Source organism: Rhizobium sp. BK491 (assembly GCF_014194925.1).
Lineage (GTDB): Bacteria > Pseudomonadota > Alphaproteobacteria > Rhizobiales > Rhizobiaceae > Rhizobium.
Genome location: NZ_JACIAR010000005.1, coordinates 1 through 18,021, shown reverse-complemented (window position 1 = coordinate 18,021; position 18,021 = coordinate 1). Strand labels below are relative to the sequence as shown.

Sequence of the window (18,021 nt, the reverse complement as noted above, 5' to 3'; positions counted from 1 at the left end):
AAATCTTTGGCTATTGTTTGAGCTTGTGCTCTTCAACCTTGAGCGCATCCGCCAAGCGCGCCTTGGCGGAACCCGGTCGCAGTGGCTTCTGCTGGCTTTCGTGCGGCGTCCATCCTGAGACGTAGATGATCGAGAATGTCGCCCTGATCCGCCCGTCCGGATCGGAATAGCGCTCGGCATAGAGCTCGGCCGCACGCAGAAAGAAGGCACGCGTCAGCGGCTTGCGGCTGCGATCGACCAGCGGATTGGTCATGCCCATGGCGCGCAGGTCGCGCATCAAGGCAAACAGATTGTCGTAGCGCACGGTGTAGTTTTCGGCGTCGATGACGGGCAGTGTAAAGCCGGCACGCTGAAGGAGACCGCCGACATCGCGGACATCGGCAAAGGGGATGACACGGGGGCTTGCGCCGCCCGTCAGCTCGATTTCGGTCGCGAGCAGCACGTCGCGCAATTCCTGCAGGGTTCCCGAGCCGGGGATCGCTGCGAGAAAAAGACCGTCAGCTTTCAGCGCCCGGCGGATTTGGATGAAGACGCCGGGCGTGTCGTTGGTGACATGCAGGCTGAGCGGGGAAAGCACGAGGTTTACCGATTCCGGCGCGAGCGGCAGCTCCTCCGGCGGCGCCTCGATGATGGTCTCGCCGGGAGCGGCAAAATCCTTGTCGCTTTCGATCCTTTTCAAATGGCCGATCTTGCCTGTCGCCAGAGCGAGGCGCGCGGCAATGCCTGTCGCGCCGTGCAGCTCGACCGCGTCGTCGAAATGGCGTTCGGTCACGGCAAGCCGTTCCGCCAGTTCGCCGGCGGCGATATCGAGCAGGAAAGCCGCTTTCGTATCACTTTGTTTTAGCGCCCGGCGTTTGCGGGCCGAAAGCAGCGATTGGTCGAATACGATTTCCATGGTTGTTTCCTGCACTATCATCAATTCGGCTGGCATGCCGGGCGCACACGTTTCTCTTGCACAATTCCGGGCGGAAAACCGCTATACACTTTTCCTGGAATTGCTAGTCTCAATCATATGGAGATGATGGGACGCGAAATCACCTTATCGATGCTGGGCGCCGGGCTGAAAAGGCCCTTCGTGGCGCTTGCGGATCTGGTCTATCCGCCCGCATGTCCGGGCTGTGGGGTTTCGGTCGGCGCGCATCGTGGTCTTTGCCCCGCATGCTGGTCCGGTATTCGCTTTATCGAGCGACCTTATTGTGAAGTCCTCGGCAGCCCGTTTTCCCATGATCTCGGTGCCGGCATTCTAAGCGCTGAGGCGATCGCCGATCCACCCGTCTTCGACCGGTTGCGTTCCGCTGCCGTCCATGACGGTGTCGTGCGGGATCTCGTTCTCAGCCTGAAATATCGCGATCGCACCGATCTCGCGCCGATGATGGCCGGCTGGATGCTGCGCGCCAGCGATGGCACGATTGCGGATTGCGATGCGATCATTCCGGTGCCTCTGCACCGCGCGCGGCTGTTTGCACGCAAGTACAATCAGGCGGCCGAACTCGCTCGCCATATCGCCCGTCTTTCAGGCAAGCCGTTGTTTGCCGCAACGCTTTTGCGCGTCAAGCGCACGAGCCAGCAGGTCGGTCTCGGGGCCAAGGCGCGACAGGATAATGTGCGCGGCGCTTTCGCGGTTTCCGAGCATCGGGCCGCCGATATATTCGGGCGGCGCATCGTTCTCGTCGATGACGTTTATACGACCGGCGCCACGGTTGCCGCGGCCACGCGCGCGCTGAAGAAAGCAGGTGCTGCCGATGTCACTGTTTTGACCTTTGCAAGGGTCGTCGGCCATCTTATATGACACTAGAGGCGGACGATTTAGGTCGAAACGACCAAAAATCTGAATCCGCTCTAGAATCAAATAAGTAAAGCATGATGTCGTCCGAAAACCGCAGACACTTTTCGGCATCATGCTCTAAATCTAGGCTTTTCCGGAGTGGATCATGGCATCCGTCGTTATCTATACGCGTGAATTCTGCGGCTATTGCGCCCGCGCGAAATCCCTGCTCGAATCCAAAGGCGTCGATTATGTCGAGCACAACGCCACTTATTCGCCCGAGATGCGGCAGGAGATGATCGCCAAGGCGAATGGCGCTTCGACCTTCCCGCAGATCTTCATCAATGGCGAGCATGTCGGCGGCTGCGACGACATCCATGCGCTTGATCGGGCCGGCAAGCTCGATCCGATGCTGGCTGCCTGATCCATATTGACGAGGGAGAGACCGATGAGCTTCAAGGCTGCCGCCATCCAGATGTGTTCCGGCGTCGATCCGGTGAAGAACGCGGCTGATATGGCCCGTTTGGTGCGGGATGCCGCCTCGCAGGGGGCGATCTACGTGCAGACGCCGGAGATGACCGGCGCGGTGCAGAAGGATCGCCCGGGGCTGCGCGCCGTGCTGCGGGACGAGCCGAACGATATCATCGTCAAGACGGCCTCCGAACTGGCGAAGGAACTCGGCATCCATCTTCACATCGGCTCGACGGCCATTGCGCTCGATGACGGCAAGATCGCCAATCGCGGCTTCCTCTTCGGTCCTGACGGCAAGCTCATCAATCGCTACGATAAGATCCATATGTTCGATGTCGATCTCGACAATGGCGAAAGCTGGCGCGAAAGCGCTGTCTACCGGCCGGGATCGGAGGCGCGCATCGCGTCGCTGCCGTTTGCTCAACTCGGCTTTTCCATCTGCTACGACGTACGCTTTCCGCAGCTCTTCCGCGCCCAGGCTGTTGCCGGCGCCGAGGTGATGACGGTGCCTGCCGCCTTCACGAAGCAGACCGGCGAAGCGCATTGGGAAATCCTGCTGCGCGCCCGCGCCATCGAAAACGGCATGTTCGTCATCGCCGCCGCGCAGGCCGGCAAGCATGAGGACGGCCGCGAGACCTTCGGCCATTCGATGATTATCGATCCTTGGGGCAAGGTGCTGGCATCCGCCGGCGGTACGGGCGAAGCCGTCGTCATCGCCGAGATTGACACTGCTGCCGTCAAATCAGCTCATGACAAGATACCGAACCTGAAGAATGCGCGTGAATTTTCGCTGGAAAAGATCGCGACGCCGGCGGCTGGAGGCGTCGCTGCTTGATCCGTTATTCGCTTACCTGTGACAATGCCCATGAGTTCGAGGGCTGGTTTTCCGAAAGCGCCGATTTCGATCGCCAGGTCGCAAGCGGTTTCCTCACCTGTCCTGTCTGCAATTCGGGTGCGATCTCCAAGCTCCTGATGGCGCCTTCGGTTTCGACGGCGCGCAAGAAGGATGAGTTGCAGACGCTCGCGATGGACGCGGCGCGCAAGCAGGCCTTGGTGAAACTCAAGGAAGCGGTCGACGCCATCAAGGCCAGTGCCGAGGATGTCGGGACGAAATTCCCCGAGGAGGCCCGCAAGATCCACTACGGTGAAGCGGATGCGCGTGGGATCATCGGCAAGGCGACGCCAGACGAGGCGCAAGCTTTGGTCGAGGAAGGCATCGAGATCGCCGCCATTCCCATTCTGCCCGACGACGTCAACTGATGCCGGCGACCGGCAGCAAACATCTCGCCATGTATAATTTCGGGCTGCATGTTGCAGCCTATGAAAGCCCCGAGGTCGAGGGATTTCGGCTGCGGGAAGAGGCGAATTTCGAGGCGGCGGCCCGTGCTCACGGTTTCATTGGCCGCTCTGGCTATGCCGGCGAGCCTGGTACGGCCTGTTGGGGCGAGCAGATCTTTCCACGTTTCATCGAGGGTAGTGGCTTTCAGACCGCACCATCATCTCTATCGCTTTGGGCCGATATCGAATCGCTGATGGCATTCACCTATAGTGGCGTGCATGCCGACGCCCTGAAACATGGTCGGCACTGGAATGTCAGGCAGAGCTGGCCGCCGCTTGTCCTTTGGTGGGTGGACGCTGGAACCGTACCGCGGTGGCAGGATGGGGTAGAGCGCCTAGAACACCTTCACGATTATGGCGCAGGCCCAAGGGCGTTCTCATTCAAACAGCCCTATGGATCCGATGGTCAGCCGCTTGAGATCGACCGTTCTCGTATCAAGGAAATCGTTGCGCTCAACGCTGCCACGCAGGGCGAGTTACTGGCGCATGTGCTGACACTGAAGATCTGAGGCAGATGCGTGATCAGCTCAGGTTCGCCCGCTTCGCCAACAGCATATAGTTGACGTCCATATCTTTCGATAGGTTCCAGCGGTCCTGCAGCGGCGAATAGAAGACGCCCGTGCGAGCGGTGATCTCGAGGCCGCTTACGGCAAGCGGCTTTTCGATCTCCTCCGGACGCACGAGCTTTTCGTATTGATGGGTGCCGCGCGGCAGCCATCTCAGCACGTTTTCCGCCGCAAAGATGGCAAGTGCCGCCGCCTTCATGGTACGGTTGATGGTCGCGACGAACATCAGGCCGCCGGGGCGCACCATTTTCGCGCAGGTCGACAGGAAGAATTCGACGTCGGCGACATGCTCCACCACTTCCATGTTCAGTACGATATCGAAGGTTTCGCCGGCTTCAGCCAGCTGCTCGGCCGTGACGGCGCGGTAGTCGACGGGAACGCCGGAGGCTTTCGCGTGCGTCGAGGCGATGCCGATGTTCTTTTCGGAAGGGTCGGCGCCGATGACGGTGGCGCCCATGCGAGCTACCGGCTCCGACAGCAGGCCACCACCGCAGCCAATGTCAAGCACGCGCAGACCCTCAAGCGGCCTGCTGCTCTTCGGGTCGCGGTCGAAATTCTCGCAGGCGCGGTCGCGGATATAGGCAAGGCGCACAGGATTGAACTTGTGCAGCGGCTTGAACTTGCCGGTGGGGCTCCACCACTCGGCCGCCATGGCGGAGAAACGGTCCACTTCGCTCTGGTCGATCGTGCTCTTTGCCGTTTCGTTCATGGCTTGCTCCGTGATTTGCGTCGTTCGAAGGTTCGGACGACCGCACGCAATAATTCTATCCCGTAGGGTGAAGTCGGACGATCGATGCGCGATGTCAAGGGCCTGCGACCTTCGATCGGCTGTGGGCTATCCCGATCAGGAGGCGCGAATTGCGATGCGAAGGTTGACATGGAGGTATCTTATGGCCGATCAATCCCCGGGGCTGTGAAATGGACTTTCGGGACCGGGATCGATTGCGATCGACCGGCTTGTAGAGGAGTTCCTCATGAGACCACTCCGTCTCGCGACGGCCATCGCCATGGCTTGGCTCGCGGCCAGCCATGCAAATGCCGGGGACGGCAAGGGGTTTCGCCTGACGATCGACGGCATTAGCGTCGGCATCAATCCCGGCGATACGCTCGAAGTTACCATGAAGGACGGCAGCAAGGTGCCTGTAGAGCTGCAGCGCAGCGAAACGGTGACGTTTACGGGCGGCAAATTCTCCTTCGATCATGATGGCAAATTCACGGTCGCAAAGACGGATCTCGGAGACGGCGTGCAGCAATATGCGCTGATGACGCCGATCGGCACCGGCATCATCGTGCAGGTCTATAAGGGTCTCAATCCTTCGAGTTATACCGATGTCGTCCTGCAGCAGATGGTGCAGGAGAGCCTCAATGGCGGCGCGAAGATCAGCAAGCGGCCAACCCAGCGCACATTGCCGAGCGGTACCGTATTGAAGGGTATCAAGGCGGAGACGACCACGGACGACGACGTCATGGAGTATGAGATCGTCGCGACCGGCCGGCCGGAAGGCGGGGTGCTTGTCGCCACCTTCCTCAACAGGGAAAACCTGCCCAGGGAAGAGGGCATTCTCGACAAGCTCTGGTCGACCTTAAAAGTTGATTTTTAGAGTAAGCTTTTAGCTGCTGAGGTATCCAGCGCTATTGCACCTGCCCGACAAACTCGCTAAGAGACGGCCCCATTGAGATCACGCTTTTCCGGCTACCGAACCGGGAGGGCGATTTTGCATGTCGGGCTTATCGCGTTCAGCCGCCCGGCGCAGGGTACTGGTAGAGGCACATGGCACGCATCGTGATGAAATTCGGCGGGACCTCCGTCGCGGATCTGGACCGTATCAAGAATGTCGCACGCCATGTGAAACGCGAGGTCGATGCCGGACACGAAGTGGCAGTCGTCGTTTCCGCCATGTCCGGCAAGACCAACGAACTGGTCGGCTGGGTCCAGAACATGCCGAAAGTCTCCGGCGCCAACCACTCGATCTACGATGCGCGCGAATATGATGCCGTCGTGGCTTCGGGCGAGCAGGTCACATCAGGCCTTCTGGCGATTGCGCTGCAGGCCATGGGCATCAACGCCCGCTCGTGGCAGGGCTGGCAGATCCCGATCCGCACCGACAACGCCCATGGCGCGGCCCGCATTCTCGAGATCGAGGGCGAGGACATCATCCGCCGCATGGGTGAGGGCCAGGTCGCCGTCATCGCCGGCTTCCAGGGGCTCGGCCCCGACAACCGCCTCTCGACGCTTGGCCGTGGCGGTTCCGACACCTCGGCCGTTGCGATCGCCGCCGCGGTCAAGGCCGACCGCTGCGACATCTATACCGATGTCGATGGCGTCTATACGACCGATCCGCGCATCGAGCCCAAGGCACGTCGCCTGAAGAAGATCGCCTTCGAGGAAATGCTCGAAATGGCCTCTCTCGGCGCTAAGGTGCTGCAGGTGCGCTCGGTCGAGCTCGCCATGGTGTTCAAGGTTCGCACCTTCGTGCGCTCTTCTTTCGAGGATCCCGATGCTCCGGGCATGGGCGATCTGCTTAACCCGCCCGGAACGCTGATTTGTGACGAGGAAGAAATCGTGGAACAGGAAGTAGTCACCGGCATTGCCTATGCCAAGGATGAGGCCCAGATCTCGCTGCGCCGTCTTGCCGACCGGCCGGGTGTTTCCGCCGCGATCTTCGGGCCGCTGGCCGAAAACCACATCAATGTCGACATGATCGTCCAGAACATTTCCGAGGACGGTTCGAAAACCGACATGACCTTCACGGTTCCGTCCGGCGATGTCGAGAAGGCGCTGCGCGTCCTTGGCGAGAACAAGGAAAAGATCGGCTATGACGTGATTCAGAACGAATCAGGTCTGGTCAAGGTTTCTGTGATCGGTATCGGTATGCGCTCGCATGCAGGCGTGGCTGCGACCGCTTTCAGGGCACTTGCCGAAAAAGGCATCAACATCAAGGCTATTACGACGTCAGAAATCAAGATTTCCATCCTGATCGACGGTCCTTATGCAGAACTCGCAGTCAGGACTTTGCATTCCTGCTACGGTCTGGATAAGAGTTGAGTCACGACTGCTGACGACGGACCGTGGCGGAGGCGAGTTTCGGCCGGCCCTGATGTGGGCAAGACGAGCATGACATCTTGATTCGGGAGCTAGTGGCGCAATGAGAGACCTATCCGGCGGTCCACGCGTTCTGCTCAAGCGGCTACGCGAATTGATGGCGGAGCCGCTGGAGCCGCAGGAGCGCCTTGACCGGATCGTCCGCCAGATTGCCAGCAACATGGTCGCCGAGGTGTGCTCGGTGTACGTGCTGCGTGCTGACGGAGTCCTCGAGCTTTATGCCACCGAGGGTCTGAATAAAGAGGCCGTACACCTTTCGCAATTGAAGATGGGGCAGGGCCTCGTCGGCACGATTGCGGCTTCCGCCCAGCCGCTCAATCTTTCGGACGCGCAATCGCATCCGGCTTACCGCTACCTGCCGGAAACCGGCGAAGAGATTTATCACTCCTTCCTCGGCGTGCCGATCTTGCGCACCGGCCGGTCGCTCGGCGTTCTCGTCGTCCAGAACAAGGCGAGCCGCACCTACCGCGAGGAAGAGCTGGAGGCGCTCGAAACGACGGCCATGGTGCTGGCCGAGATGATCGCGACCGGCGAGCTGAAGAAGATCACCAAGCCGGGTCTGGAGCTTGACCTCACACGCTCCGTCACGATTGATGGCGACAGCTACAATGAAGGGATCGGCCTCGGCTATGTCGTGCTGCACGAGCCGCGTATCGTCGTCACCAACCTGCTAAACGAGGATACCGACAAGGAAATCGGCCGTCTCGCCGAAGCGCTGGGATCGCTGCGCATTTCGATCGACGACATGCTCTCGCGCCGCGACGTTTCCATGGAAGGCGAACATCGCGAGGTTCTTGAAACCTACCGGATGTTCGCGCACGACCAGGGCTGGGTGCGCAAGCTCGAGGAAGCCGTCCGCAATGGCTTGACCGCTGAAGCCGCCGTCGAAAAGGTGCAGAGCGACACCAAAGCGCGCATGATGCGCCTGACCGATCCCTATCTGCGCGAACGCATGCATGATTTCGAGGATCTGGCAAACCGGCTTTTGCGGCAGCTCATCGGACATTCCGGGCGTACCAGCGCTGAAGGCTTTCCGAACGACGCGGTCATCTTTGCGCGTGCGATGGGTGCGGCGGAACTGCTCGATTATCCGCGCGCCAATATTCGCGGCCTGGTGCTGGAGGAGGGCGCGGTCACGAGCCATGTCGTCATCGTGGCGCGCGCCATGGGCATTCCGGTCGTCGGACAGGCGGTAGGTATCGTCGCGCTGGCGGAAAATGGCGATTCGGTCATCATCGATGGCGATGGCGGCCACGTTCACCTTCGGCCTATGGCCGATCATCAGCGCTCCTATGAGGAGAAGGTCCGGTTTCGTGCCCGCAGGCAGGAGCAGTTCCGGGCTCTGCGCTCCGTCGAGCCGGTCACCAAGGACGGACAACGCATTTCGCTGCTGATGAATGCCGGCCTGCTGGTGGACCTGCCGCAGCTTGCGGAATCAGGGGCCGAGGGTATCGGCCTGTTCCGCACCGAGCTGCAGTTCATGATCGCCTCAACCATGCCGAAGGCGGATGAGCAGGAAGCCTTCTATCGCAATGTCCTGAAGCAGGCGGGCGGTCGTGTCGTCACGTTCCGCACGCTCGACATCGGCGGCGATAAAGTCGTTCCCTATTTCCGGGCGCATGAGGAAGAAAATCCCGCGCTCGGCTGGCGCGCCATCCGCCTCTCGCTCGATCGTCCCGGCCTATTGCGCACGCAGCTCAGGGCCATGCTCAAGGCGGCGGCCGACAACGAATTGAAGATGATGGTACCGATGGTCACGGAAGTCTCCGAGATCAGGGCCGTGCGCGAACTTCTCCAGAAGGAAGTGCAGCACCTCTCGCGCTTCGGGCACAGCCTACCGCGCAAGCTGCAGTTCGGCGCAATGCTCGAGGTGCCCGCGCTCCTGTGGCAGCTGGACGAGCTGATGGCGGAGGTTGATTTCGTCTCGGTCGGTTCCAACGACCTGTTCCAGTTCTCGATGGCGGTTGATCGCGGCAATGCCCGCGTTTCGGATCGCTTCGATCCGCTTGAGCGGCCGTTCCTGCGTATCCTCCGCGATATTGTGCGCGCTGGCGAACGCAACAAGACGCCGGTGACGCTTTGCGGCGAACTGGCGGGCAAGACGATTTCCGCTATGGCCCTGCTCGGAATCGGTTTCCGCTCGGTTTCGATGTCGCCGGCCTCGATCGGCCCGGTCAAGGCAATGCTGCTCGGGCTCGACCTCAAGGCCTTGTCCGAGGTCATGGAGGCCGCACTCGATGACAGGCAGCCGACGAGTTCCATGCGGGATATCCTTGTGCGCTTTGCCGAGAGCCACAATATTCCGCTTTAGCGTCCGATCCTGAAAAGCACGAAGCGGTTTGCAGGCAGGATCATGCGCATCACAACATCAAAGCAGAGATAATAAGAAGAATTGGAGTAGAGGGTGGCGAAGCTCCCCGTTGAAAAAATGCGCGAGTTGGAACGTCGTTTCGGCGAGATCGAGGCGCGCATGTCCGCCGGTCCGGCCGCGGATGTCTATGTGAAGCTTGCTTCCGAATATTCCGAGCTGCAGCCGGTCGTGACCAAGATCCGCGATTATGAGCGCGCTCTAGCCGAGGCTGCCGATCTTGAGGCCATGCTCTCTGACAAATCGGTCGATCGCGAGATGCGCGATCTTGCCGAGATGGAGCTGCCCGAGGTCAAGGAGCGCATCGAGGCGCTGGAAAGGGATATCCAGGTCGAGCTTCTGCCGAAGGACGCGGCCGACGAGAAAAGCGCGATCCTGGAAATCCGCGCTGGCACCGGCGGTTCCGAGGCGGCGCTTTTTGCCGGTGACCTCTTCCGGATGTATGAGCGTTTCGCCGCCAGCAACGGCTGGAAGGTGGAGGTGCTTTCGGCGAGTGACGGCGAAGCCGGTGGTTTCAAGGAAATCATCGCCACCATCAGCGGCAAGGGCGTGTTTTCCCGGCTGAAGTTCGAATCCGGCGTCCATCGCGTGCAGCGCGTGCCGGAAACCGAGGCGGGCGGGCGCATCCACACCTCGGCGGCGACCGTTGCCGTTCTGCCGGAGGCCGAGGAGATCGATATCGAAATCCGGCCCGAGGATATCCGCATAGACACCATGCGCTCATCCGGCGCCGGCGGCCAGCACGTCAACACGACGGACTCGGCGGTGCGCATCACGCATCTTCCCTCCGGCATCGTCGTTACGAGCTCGGAAAAGTCGCAGCACCAGAACCGCGCCAAGGCCATGCAGGTCCTGCGGTCGCGCCTCTTTGATATGGAGCGCCAGCGCGCCGACAGCGAGCGTTCGGCCGACCGCAAGAGCCAGGTTGGCTCCGGCGATCGCTCCGAGCGCATCCGCACCTATAATTTCCCGCAAGGGCGCGTTACCGATCACCGCATCAACCTGACGCTCTACAAGCTCGACCGGATGATGGAAGGCGAGATCGACGAGGTGGTCGATGCGCTTTTGGCGGATTATCAGGCGAGCCAGCTCGCCCAGCTCGGCGAACAGGCATGAGCGGCGGGCAGGGGCCAACCATATCCGGGCTCCTGCAGGAGGTGCGCTCGCGTTTTGCCGAGGCCGATCTCGACGATCCCGCCACGGAAGCCCGCATTCTTGTCGGCGGCCTTCTTCGCCTTTCCGCGACCGGGCTGGTGACGCGCGGCTCCGGGCGTGTGTCCGAGGATGATGCCGCGACGGTACGGGCGGCGATTGTCCGGCGGCTCAATCATGAGCCGGTCCATCGCATTCTCGGCGAACGCGAGTTTTATGGTCTCTCCCTGCGGCTGTCGCCAGCGACGCTCGAGCCGCGGCCTGATACGGAAATTCTCGTCGATACGATGCTGCCGCATATCAGGCGTCTTGAATCCAAGATCGGCAATATCCATATACTGGACATTGGAACGGGTACCGGGGCCATCTGTTTGGCTCTGCTCCATGAAAGCCCGCAAGCGACGGGTGTCGGTTCCGATATTTCCAGCGAAGCGCTGGAAACGGCTCGCGGGAACGCTGAGCGAAATGGCCTGGCAGAGCGGTTCATGACCGCGCATGGAAGCTGGTTTGACGCAATCCACGAATGTTTTCATTTGATTGTCTCAAATCCGCCCTATATTGCGTCCAATGTCATTTCCACTCTCGCTCCAGAAGTAAAGGATTTCGATCCTCCCGCGGCCCTTGACGGGGGCCTTGATGGGCTGGATGCTTACAGGGCGATCGCGAAGGACGCGGCTCGGTTCCTGCATCCGGACGGTATGATAGGTGTGGAGATCGGCTACGATCAGCGTGAAACGGTGACTTCAATTTTTGAAGGAGCAGGATTTTCCCTCGTCGAGGCGGTCCGTGACTACGGGCAGAATGACCGGGTTCTTGTGTTTGAATTTCAACATTAATGCGACGTTTTCAGCGGATTTGTGAGACCCGTTGCTATCGCAAAGAAAAAGCTTGGATTTCCTGAGGAAGCAATATAGGTTGCGCTCACGCGTTGGGCGGCTGGGAATGAGCGAGACGATTCGCTTATCTTGGACAGCCTCGGGGAACCGCTCTCTGGTAAGAGTGTCAAAGGTTGAAGATAACCCAATGCGTGATCAGTTTAATCTGACGTAGTCGAGCGGCAGACCGGCGCTAAAGCGCAGTTTGCTTGCGGCACGAAAGCCCTGGTTTGGCAGTGTCCGAACCGCGGCGGCAGGTGTCGTGTATAATTTTATCCCAACGAAGAGAATTCAGGTGAAGGATCTATGAGGCCAGGACAGCAGAACAAGCGCGGTCGGGGGCGTGGTAACAACAACAACGGCGGCGGCGGAAATAACAACAACAATTTCAACCGCAAGGGCTCGAACCCGCTGACCAGGACTTACGACAGTTCTGGTCCCGATGTGAAAATCCGCGGAACCGCACAGCATATCGCCGAGAAGTACGCGGCCTTGGCTCGCGATGCTCAAAGCTCCGGCGACCGCGTCATGGCGGAAAATTACCTGCAGCATGCCGAACATTACAATCGGATCATTGCCAGCGCGCAGGCGCAGATGCAGGAGCGCTATCAGCGCGACGATCATCACAACTACAATGACCGCGATAATGCCGAGCGTGACATCGATGATATGGATGCGCAGGAAATGGACGATCAGCCGCAGATGGCTCAACCTCACGTTCGCCAGCAGCAGGCTGCTCCAGCCGTTGCTGCTGCTCCGGCCAGTGAGCCCGAAGCCATCAACGGTACCGGCCCGCAGCCGGTGATCGAAGGCATTCCGGCCGAAGTGGCGATCGAAGAGGAAACTCCGGCAGTCGCTGCCACCGAGCGCCAGCCGCGCCGTCGCAGTGCAGGCGGCAATCGTCCGCGCCGCCAGCCGCGCCGCAGTGCTGCAGCCGAGGGCGATGACCAGGGTGAAGCCGGGTCGAGCGAAGCTCCGGCTTTGGCGGACGCTACCTCGGAATAAGTCGCTCCGCTGGAGTGAACGAGTTAATAAAGCGAGAATGCAGGAATGGCGGCGAAAGCCGCCATTCCTTTTTATATGGCGGGTAGTCCCTTACTGGACCAACCGGCGCTTCTTCGATTGCCGAAGCAAATGGAGCCACTCCGTCCGGTTTTTCCATTCCGCGACCCTTTAAACTCTTCGAATATCCTCCCATATTCTCCTCAGTTGTCTTGTCGCAAATCTCAACGGCGGAAAGGCGGGGCCTGCCTCTAGAGGGGGCTCAATCTCAATCATCGGTCTGTGCCGGTCCGGGCAGAGCGATTCATGGAGGTCTCATATGAATATCGAAAAATACTCCGAACGAGTTCGCGGTTTCCTGCAATCCGCTCAAACCAATGCGCTTGCACAAGGAAATCAGCAGTTCACCCCCGAGCATGTTCTCAAGGTGCTTCTGGACGACGACCAGGGCATGGCTGCGTCGTTGATCGAACGCGCCGGCGGTGACGCCAAGGCTGCGCGTCTTGCCAATGATGCCGCGCTTGCCAAGCTGCCGAAGGTTTCCGGCGGCGACGGTCAGGTCTATCTCTCCCAGCCGCTCGCCAAGGTCTTTGCCACTGCTGAAGATGCCGCGAAGAAGGCTGGCGACAGTTTCGTCACCGTCGAGCGTCTCTTGCAGGCTTTGGCCATCGAACCCTCGGCTTCCACTTCGGCGAGCCTGAAGAAGGCCGGCGTTACACCTGTCGCCCTCAATCAGGTCATCAACGATATCCGCAAGGGTCGCACGGCCGACTCTTCCAATGCGGAGCAGGGCTTCGATTCCTTGAAGAAATATGCCCGCGACCTCACCGCCGAGGCTCGCGAAGGCAAGCTCGACCCTGTGATCGGTCGTGACGACGAAATCCGTCGCACGATCCAGGTCCTGTCGCGCCGCACGAAGAACAATCCTGTGCTGATCGGCGAGCCCGGCGTCGGCAAGACGGCCATCGTCGAAGGCCTGGCGTTGCGCATCGTCAATGGCGACGTGCCGGAATCGCTGAAGGATAAGAAGCTGATGGCGCTCGACATGGGCGCGCTGATCGCCGGTGCAAAATTCCGCGGCGAGTTCGAAGAGCGGCTGAAAGCCGTGCTCAACGAGGTGCAGTCGGAAAACGGCGAGATCATCCTGTTCATCGATGAGATGCACACCCTCGTCGGGGCCGGCAAGGCTGACGGCGCCATGGATGCGTCCAACCTGCTGAAGCCCGCGCTTGCGCGCGGCGAACTGCATTGCGTCGGCGCGACCACGCTTGATGAATACCGCAAGCATGTCGAGAAGGATCCGGCCCTTGCCCGCCGCTTCCAGCCCGTCATGGTCGAGGAGCCGACGGTCGAAGACACGATCTCGATCCTGCGCGGCTTGAAGGAAAAGTATGAGCAGCATCACAAGGTGCGCATCGCCGATGCCGCGCTGGTGGCGGCCGCAACTCTGTCGAACCGCTACATCACCGACCGCTTCCTGCCGGATAAGGCCATCGACCTGATGGACGAAGCAGCGGCGCGTCTGCGCATGCAGGTGGATTCCAAGCCGGAAGAGCTCGACGAACTCGATCGCCGCATCATTCAGCTGAAGATCGAGCGCGAGGCGTTGAAGAAGGAAACCGACCAGGCCTCGGCTGACCGGCTGAAGCGGCTGGAAACGGATCTTACGTCTCTGGAAGAGGAAGCGGATGCGCTGACCGCGCGCTGGCAGGCCGAAAAGCAGAAGCTTGGTCTTGCCGCCGACCTGAAGAAGCAGCTCGATGATGCCCGCAACGAGCTCGCCATTGCCCAGCGCAAGGGTGAGTTTCAGCGTGCCGGCGAGCTTGCCTATGGCGTGATCCCCAATCTTGAGAAGGAACTGCACGCCGCGGAAGAGCAGGATAGTGCCCGTGATTCCATGGTGCAGGAGGTCGTCACCGCCGACAACATCGCCCAGGTGGTTTCCCGCTGGACCGGGATCCCCGTGGACAAGATGCTGGAAGGCGAGCGCGACAAGCTGCTCAGGATGGAGGACGAGCTGGCAAAATGGGTCGTCGGCCAGGGCGATGCTGTTCAGGCCGTCTCTCGCGCCGTTCGCCGCTCTCGCGCCGGCCTGCAGGATCCGAACCGGCCGATCGGCTCGTTCATCTTCCTCGGCCCGACCGGTGTCGGCAAGACGGAGCTGACCAAGGCGCTCGCCCGCTTCCTCTTCGACGACGACACCGCGATGGTGCGCATCGACATGTCCGAGTACATGGAGAAGCACTCCGTGGCCCGGCTGATCGGCGCTCCTCCCGGCTATGTCGGCTATGAGGAAGGCGGCGCGCTGACCGAAGCCGTCCGCCGTCGGCCCTATCAGGTCGTGCTGTTCGACGAGATCGAAAAGGCGCATCCCGATGTCTTCAACATCCTGCTCCAGGTTCTGGATGACGGACGGTTGACGGACGGACAGGGCCGCACGGTCGATTTCCGTAACACGATGATCATCATGACTTCCAATCTGGGCGCCGAATATCTGACCCAGCTGAAGGATGGCGATGACAGCGATCTGGTGCGCGAGCAGGTGATGGAAGTTGTTCGGTCGCATTTCCGGCCGGAATTCCTGAACCGTATCGACGAGATCATCCTGTTCCATCGCCTGAAGCGCGATGAGATGGGCGCGATCGTCGACATTCAGCTCGAGCGGCTGCTGAATCTGCTGTCGGAACGCAAGATCACGCTCGAACTCGATGACGATGCCCGCAACTGGCTCGCCAACAAGGGTTACGATCCGGTCTATGGTGCAAGGCCGCTGAAGCGGGTGATCCAGAAATACGTCCAGGATCCGCTCGCCGAACAGATCCTTTCGGGTCAAATTCCGGATGGTTCGCTCGTCAAGGTCACCAGCGGTTCGGACCGGCTGTTGTTTCGTCCGCGCCAGGCGGTAAACGAAGCGGCCTAAGCTATAGCATGTGAATAAATGTGGATGGCGGTCTTCGGGCCGCCATTTTGCCATCGGCCGCAGCGCAGCCCCAATGTGAAATGGCTGAGCGGCTGAGGCTATTTGCTGGCGATCTGCTTCGTCTTCTCGTCGGTTAGCAGTGTATCGATGCGCTTGCGTTCTTCCTGAAATTTGGCGAGCGCATCGCCTTCAAGCGATTTGCCGCCGGGAAGGCGGATGCGCAACGGGTCGACCTTCGTACCGTTGACGATCAGCTCATAGTGCAGGTGAGGACCGGTCGCGAGACCTGTCGAGCCGATGAAGCCGATCACCTGTCCCTGCACGACCTTCGCGCCGGGGACGACGCCCTTGGCGATGGCACTCTGGTGATTGTAGGAGGAGACGTAGCCGTTCGCATGCCGGATCAGCGTCTGGTTGCCGAAACCGCCGGAATCCCAGCTGGCCTTTTCGACGATGCCGTTGCCGGCAGCGATGATTGGCGTGCCGCGCGGCGCTGCCCAGTCGACGCCGGTATGCATGCGGGCAAAGCCTAGGATCGGATGGCGGCGCATGCCGAAGCCGGACTTGAAGACGCCCGTCGGAACCGGGTTGCGCAGCAGGAACTGCCTGATGCTCTTGCCGTTCTCGTCGAAGTAGTCGATCGAATGATCGGCCGGATCCTCGAAGCGGTAGAAGCGGGTGATGTTGTCGCCGAACCTGGCATTGACATAGAGCAGCTCGGAATCGGCCGTCGCCTGTCCCTTGTTGTCCGTCACAGAGAAGAAGGCTTCGAGCGAATCCGTCGGCTTTAGCTGTGCCTGAAAGTCGACATTGCTCGCGAGCAGCTTGACGATCTGCGCCACCATTTCCTTGGTCATGCCGTAGGAAAGGGCGGCGCGATAGATGCCGTCATAGACGCTCGGCAGGTCACGGCCGGCCGCCAGGGCGGGTGCGTCATTGTCGAAAGCCGTCGAGATGGCATCGAGCATTGGCGGGGCGCTGCCGGCAACGAAGTCGCCATGATCGTTCTGCGCGACGGTCAGCAGATGTTTCGTGCCGCGATAGATACTGGCGCGGATGATTTTTGCCTGCTCGCCCTTCTGCAGGATGCCGATGCGCAGCACGTCGCCGGCGGAGACATCGGACGAACCGAAGAGCGGCTGGATCTTGGTTGCGACATCATTCGCGTCGGCTTTGAGGTAGCCGGCGCCTATTAGTGCCGCGGCAATCGGCATGTTCTCGCGGACGGGAATAATATCGTCGGCAAATTCTTCCGTCTGCGCAGTCACCGCTTCCGGAGCCGAGACGGACATGTTCTCTTCGACGATGCGAGCTGCAAGGCCCGCTGTCAGATCGACGTCGGAATCGTCATTGGCGAAACGGCGCGGGTCGACATAGTAGAGCGCCGAAAGCTGGGCATTGCCGTCGGCCAGCACCGAACCATTGGAACGGACATTCTCCTCGACCTCATCAAGCGACATGGAGCCGGCAAGCTGGAATGGAATGTCCTTGGCAGGAAAGGCGATCGTCTTCAGGCTGACTTCGGATTCGACGTCTGATCCATAAATGGCACCGGTCTTGTTGGCCGGCTGCGGTATGTTGTCGTCCGTCGAAAAGATCGCCAAAGGATCGAAGGGCGGGTAGCTCTCGCTGGCGATCCGGTTGGTGGCGAGGGCGATCTTCACATGGGCGAAGGGTTGGCGGCGCACCACTTCCTTGTCGCCATCGCGCACAACGGTCGACACTTCAAGAACATTGCGGTCGGAAGGCTTCGAGGCGATCGCCGTGGAAATCAGTCGACCGCCGCGCGTGACCTGATCATCGGCAGCATTATGATTGTCGACCGTCGCATAGGCTTCCGCAGGGATTGCGAGCTGCTGCCGGCCGTCGAGTGCGGCAAACAATGCTACGCCCATAAGGATGCTTGACGTGACACCGGTCAGAAAGGTGCCGGAAAGCCAACGGAGAGAGACCTCGCGCCGATCCGGTGCCCGCCGGCCATCCGCCAGGATTGGCGGCTCGTTGCCGAGGGATCGGAGCATCATCTTGTCCGTCATCATGCCGATCGTGATCCGCTTCCTTCATGCGAGCCCGCAGGCTTGGGGGCGAAGATGTGCATATTTATGACAGAAGTGTCAAATCAACCAGCCGCTTTTGAGCCATTCCGTGCCCTGTTTCCTATAAATGCCAAGAACGGTGGCACTGGGTTCTGGTGCCGAGGTGCAAGCTTTTGAACCGGTTCCACCGTTTTGCGGCCATGTCGGATGCTCTCTGGTGGATTTCTGAAGGTGTTCTGGGGGGATTTTTGGGACGTCCATCGGAATGTTCATAAAAATTACATAGGAATCAAACAGTTATGTGTTTTTTGATTTTTTTCAAAATAGGCCTGTTGACTTGGTTCGGAGGTAGGGTCTATAAGCCCGATCACTGACGAGGGCGGCGGCGCTGCTGGCGACGAAGACCTTCGCTCTAGTGTTTCCTG

General features: G+C 60.2%; 15 protein-coding genes. 12 read left to right on the top strand and 3 right to left on the bottom strand.

Annotated features, from left to right (window positions below; translation table 11 throughout):
- Positions 1–10: 10 nt before the first annotated feature.
- Positions 11–895, bottom strand: a complete 885-nt coding sequence (locus FHX05_RS21880; protein ID WP_183874521.1) for a methyltransferase domain-containing protein — start codon at positions 893–895, stop codon at positions 11–13.
- A gap of 117 nt (positions 896–1,012) precedes the next feature.
- Here FHX05_RS21880 and FHX05_RS21875 point away from each other — a divergent pair, with 117 nt between their 5' ends.
- The 5 genes from FHX05_RS21875 to FHX05_RS21855 all read left to right on the top strand — a co-directional run bounded on the left by FHX05_RS21875 (position 1,013) and on the right by FHX05_RS21855 (position 4,083).
- On the top strand, positions 1,013–1,789 hold the full coding sequence (locus FHX05_RS21875; protein WP_183874519.1) for a ComF family protein: 777 nt from the start codon (positions 1,013–1,015) through the stop codon (positions 1,787–1,789).
- Between the two features lie 142 nt (positions 1,790–1,931).
- Complete coding sequence (gene grxC, locus FHX05_RS21870) at positions 1,932–2,189, top strand: glutaredoxin 3 (RefSeq protein WP_015341281.1); 258 nt, start codon at positions 1,932–1,934, stop codon at positions 2,187–2,189.
- Between the two features lie 24 nt (positions 2,190–2,213).
- Entirely contained in the window at positions 2,214–3,071 is an 858-nt protein-coding gene (locus FHX05_RS21865) for a carbon-nitrogen hydrolase family protein (RefSeq protein ID WP_183714774.1), read from the top strand.
- Positions 3,068–3,496, top strand: a complete 429-nt coding sequence (locus FHX05_RS21860) for a DUF1178 family protein (protein WP_183874517.1) — start codon at positions 3,068–3,070, stop codon at positions 3,494–3,496. Before FHX05_RS21865 ends, FHX05_RS21860 begins: the two co-directional genes overlap by 4 nt.
- Positions 3,496–4,083, top strand: a complete 588-nt coding sequence (locus FHX05_RS21855) for a DUF3291 domain-containing protein (protein WP_183874515.1) — start codon at positions 3,496–3,498, stop codon at positions 4,081–4,083. The genes FHX05_RS21860 and FHX05_RS21855 overlap by 1 nt, the downstream gene beginning before the upstream one ends.
- 13 nt (positions 4,084–4,096) lie before the next feature.
- Here FHX05_RS21855 and ubiG read toward each other — a convergent pair whose 3' ends face one another.
- Positions 4,097–4,849, bottom strand: a complete 753-nt coding sequence (ubiG, locus tag FHX05_RS21850) for a bifunctional 2-polyprenyl-6-hydroxyphenol methylase/3-demethylubiquinol 3-O-methyltransferase UbiG (RefSeq protein WP_183874513.1) — start codon at positions 4,847–4,849, stop codon at positions 4,097–4,099.
- Positions 4,850–5,114: 265 nt separating this feature from the next.
- Here ubiG and FHX05_RS21845 point away from each other — a divergent pair, with 265 nt between their 5' ends.
- The 7 genes from FHX05_RS21845 (at position 5,115) to clpB (ending at position 15,560) form a co-directional block, all read left to right on the top strand.
- Positions 5,115–5,741, top strand: a complete 627-nt coding sequence (locus tag FHX05_RS21845) for a hypothetical protein (protein WP_183874512.1) — start codon at positions 5,115–5,117, stop codon at positions 5,739–5,741.
- A gap of 170 nt (positions 5,742–5,911) precedes the next feature.
- Positions 5,912–7,186 (top strand): aspartate kinase, encoded by a 1,275-nt coding sequence (locus FHX05_RS21840; RefSeq protein ID WP_112336476.1) that lies wholly within the window; start codon positions 5,912–5,914, stop codon positions 7,184–7,186.
- 100 nt (positions 7,187–7,286) lie between these two features.
- A complete protein-coding gene (ptsP, locus tag FHX05_RS21835) occupies positions 7,287–9,554 on the top strand; it encodes a phosphoenolpyruvate--protein phosphotransferase (RefSeq protein WP_112336477.1) in 2,268 nt (755 codons plus the stop codon).
- A gap of 93 nt (positions 9,555–9,647) precedes the next feature.
- Complete coding sequence (gene prfA / locus FHX05_RS21830; protein ID WP_112412697.1) at positions 9,648–10,727, top strand: peptide chain release factor 1; 1,080 nt, start codon at positions 9,648–9,650, stop codon at positions 10,725–10,727.
- Positions 10,724–11,599, top strand: a complete 876-nt coding sequence (gene prmC / locus FHX05_RS21825; protein ID WP_183874510.1) for a peptide chain release factor N(5)-glutamine methyltransferase — start codon at positions 10,724–10,726, stop codon at positions 11,597–11,599. The genes prfA and prmC overlap by 4 nt, the downstream gene beginning before the upstream one ends.
- 345 nt (positions 11,600–11,944) lie before the next feature.
- Positions 11,945–12,643, top strand: coding sequence for a DUF4167 domain-containing protein (locus tag FHX05_RS21820; protein WP_112400584.1), 699 nt, complete (start codon positions 11,945–11,947; stop codon positions 12,641–12,643).
- Positions 12,644–12,959: 316 nt separating this feature from the next.
- Complete coding sequence (clpB, locus tag FHX05_RS21815) at positions 12,960–15,560, top strand: ATP-dependent chaperone ClpB (RefSeq protein WP_183874508.1); 2,601 nt, start codon at positions 12,960–12,962, stop codon at positions 15,558–15,560.
- Between the two features lie 98 nt (positions 15,561–15,658).
- Here clpB and FHX05_RS21810 read toward each other — a convergent pair whose 3' ends face one another.
- A complete protein-coding gene (locus FHX05_RS21810) occupies positions 15,659–17,599 on the bottom strand; it encodes a M23 family metallopeptidase (protein ID WP_183874506.1) in 1,941 nt (646 codons plus the stop codon).
- Between the last annotated feature and the right edge of the window lie 422 nt (positions 17,600–18,021).

Coding starts and splice junctions, on each gene's coding strand:
- FHX05_RS21840 (WP_112336476.1), top strand. CDS start 5,912: ATGGCACGCATCGTGATGAAATTCGGCGGGACCTCCGTCGCGGATCTG.
- FHX05_RS21855 (WP_183874515.1), top strand. CDS start 3,496: ATGCCGGCGACCGGCAGCAAACATCTCGCCATGTATAATTTCGGGCTG.
- grxC (WP_015341281.1), top strand. CDS start 1,932: ATGGCATCCGTCGTTATCTATACGCGTGAATTCTGCGGCTATTGCGCC.
- ubiG (WP_183874513.1), bottom strand. CDS start 4,849: ATGAACGAAACGGCAAAGAGCACGATCGACCAGAGCGAAGTGGACCGT.
- FHX05_RS21865 (WP_183714774.1), top strand. CDS start 2,214: ATGAGCTTCAAGGCTGCCGCCATCCAGATGTGTTCCGGCGTCGATCCG.
- prmC (WP_183874510.1), top strand. CDS start 10,724: ATGAGCGGCGGGCAGGGGCCAACCATATCCGGGCTCCTGCAGGAGGTG.
- FHX05_RS21810 (WP_183874506.1), bottom strand. CDS start 17,599: ATGATGACGGACAAGATGATGCTCCGATCCCTCGGCAACGAGCCGCCA.
- FHX05_RS21875 (WP_183874519.1), top strand. CDS start 1,013: ATGGAGATGATGGGACGCGAAATCACCTTATCGATGCTGGGCGCCGGG.
- ptsP (WP_112336477.1), top strand. CDS start 7,287: ATGAGAGACCTATCCGGCGGTCCACGCGTTCTGCTCAAGCGGCTACGC.
- clpB (WP_183874508.1), top strand. CDS start 12,960: ATGAATATCGAAAAATACTCCGAACGAGTTCGCGGTTTCCTGCAATCC.
- FHX05_RS21845 (WP_183874512.1), top strand. CDS start 5,115: ATGAGACCACTCCGTCTCGCGACGGCCATCGCCATGGCTTGGCTCGCG.
- FHX05_RS21880 (WP_183874521.1), bottom strand. CDS start 895: ATGGAAATCGTATTCGACCAATCGCTGCTTTCGGCCCGCAAACGCCGG.
- FHX05_RS21820 (WP_112400584.1), top strand. CDS start 11,945: ATGAGGCCAGGACAGCAGAACAAGCGCGGTCGGGGGCGTGGTAACAAC.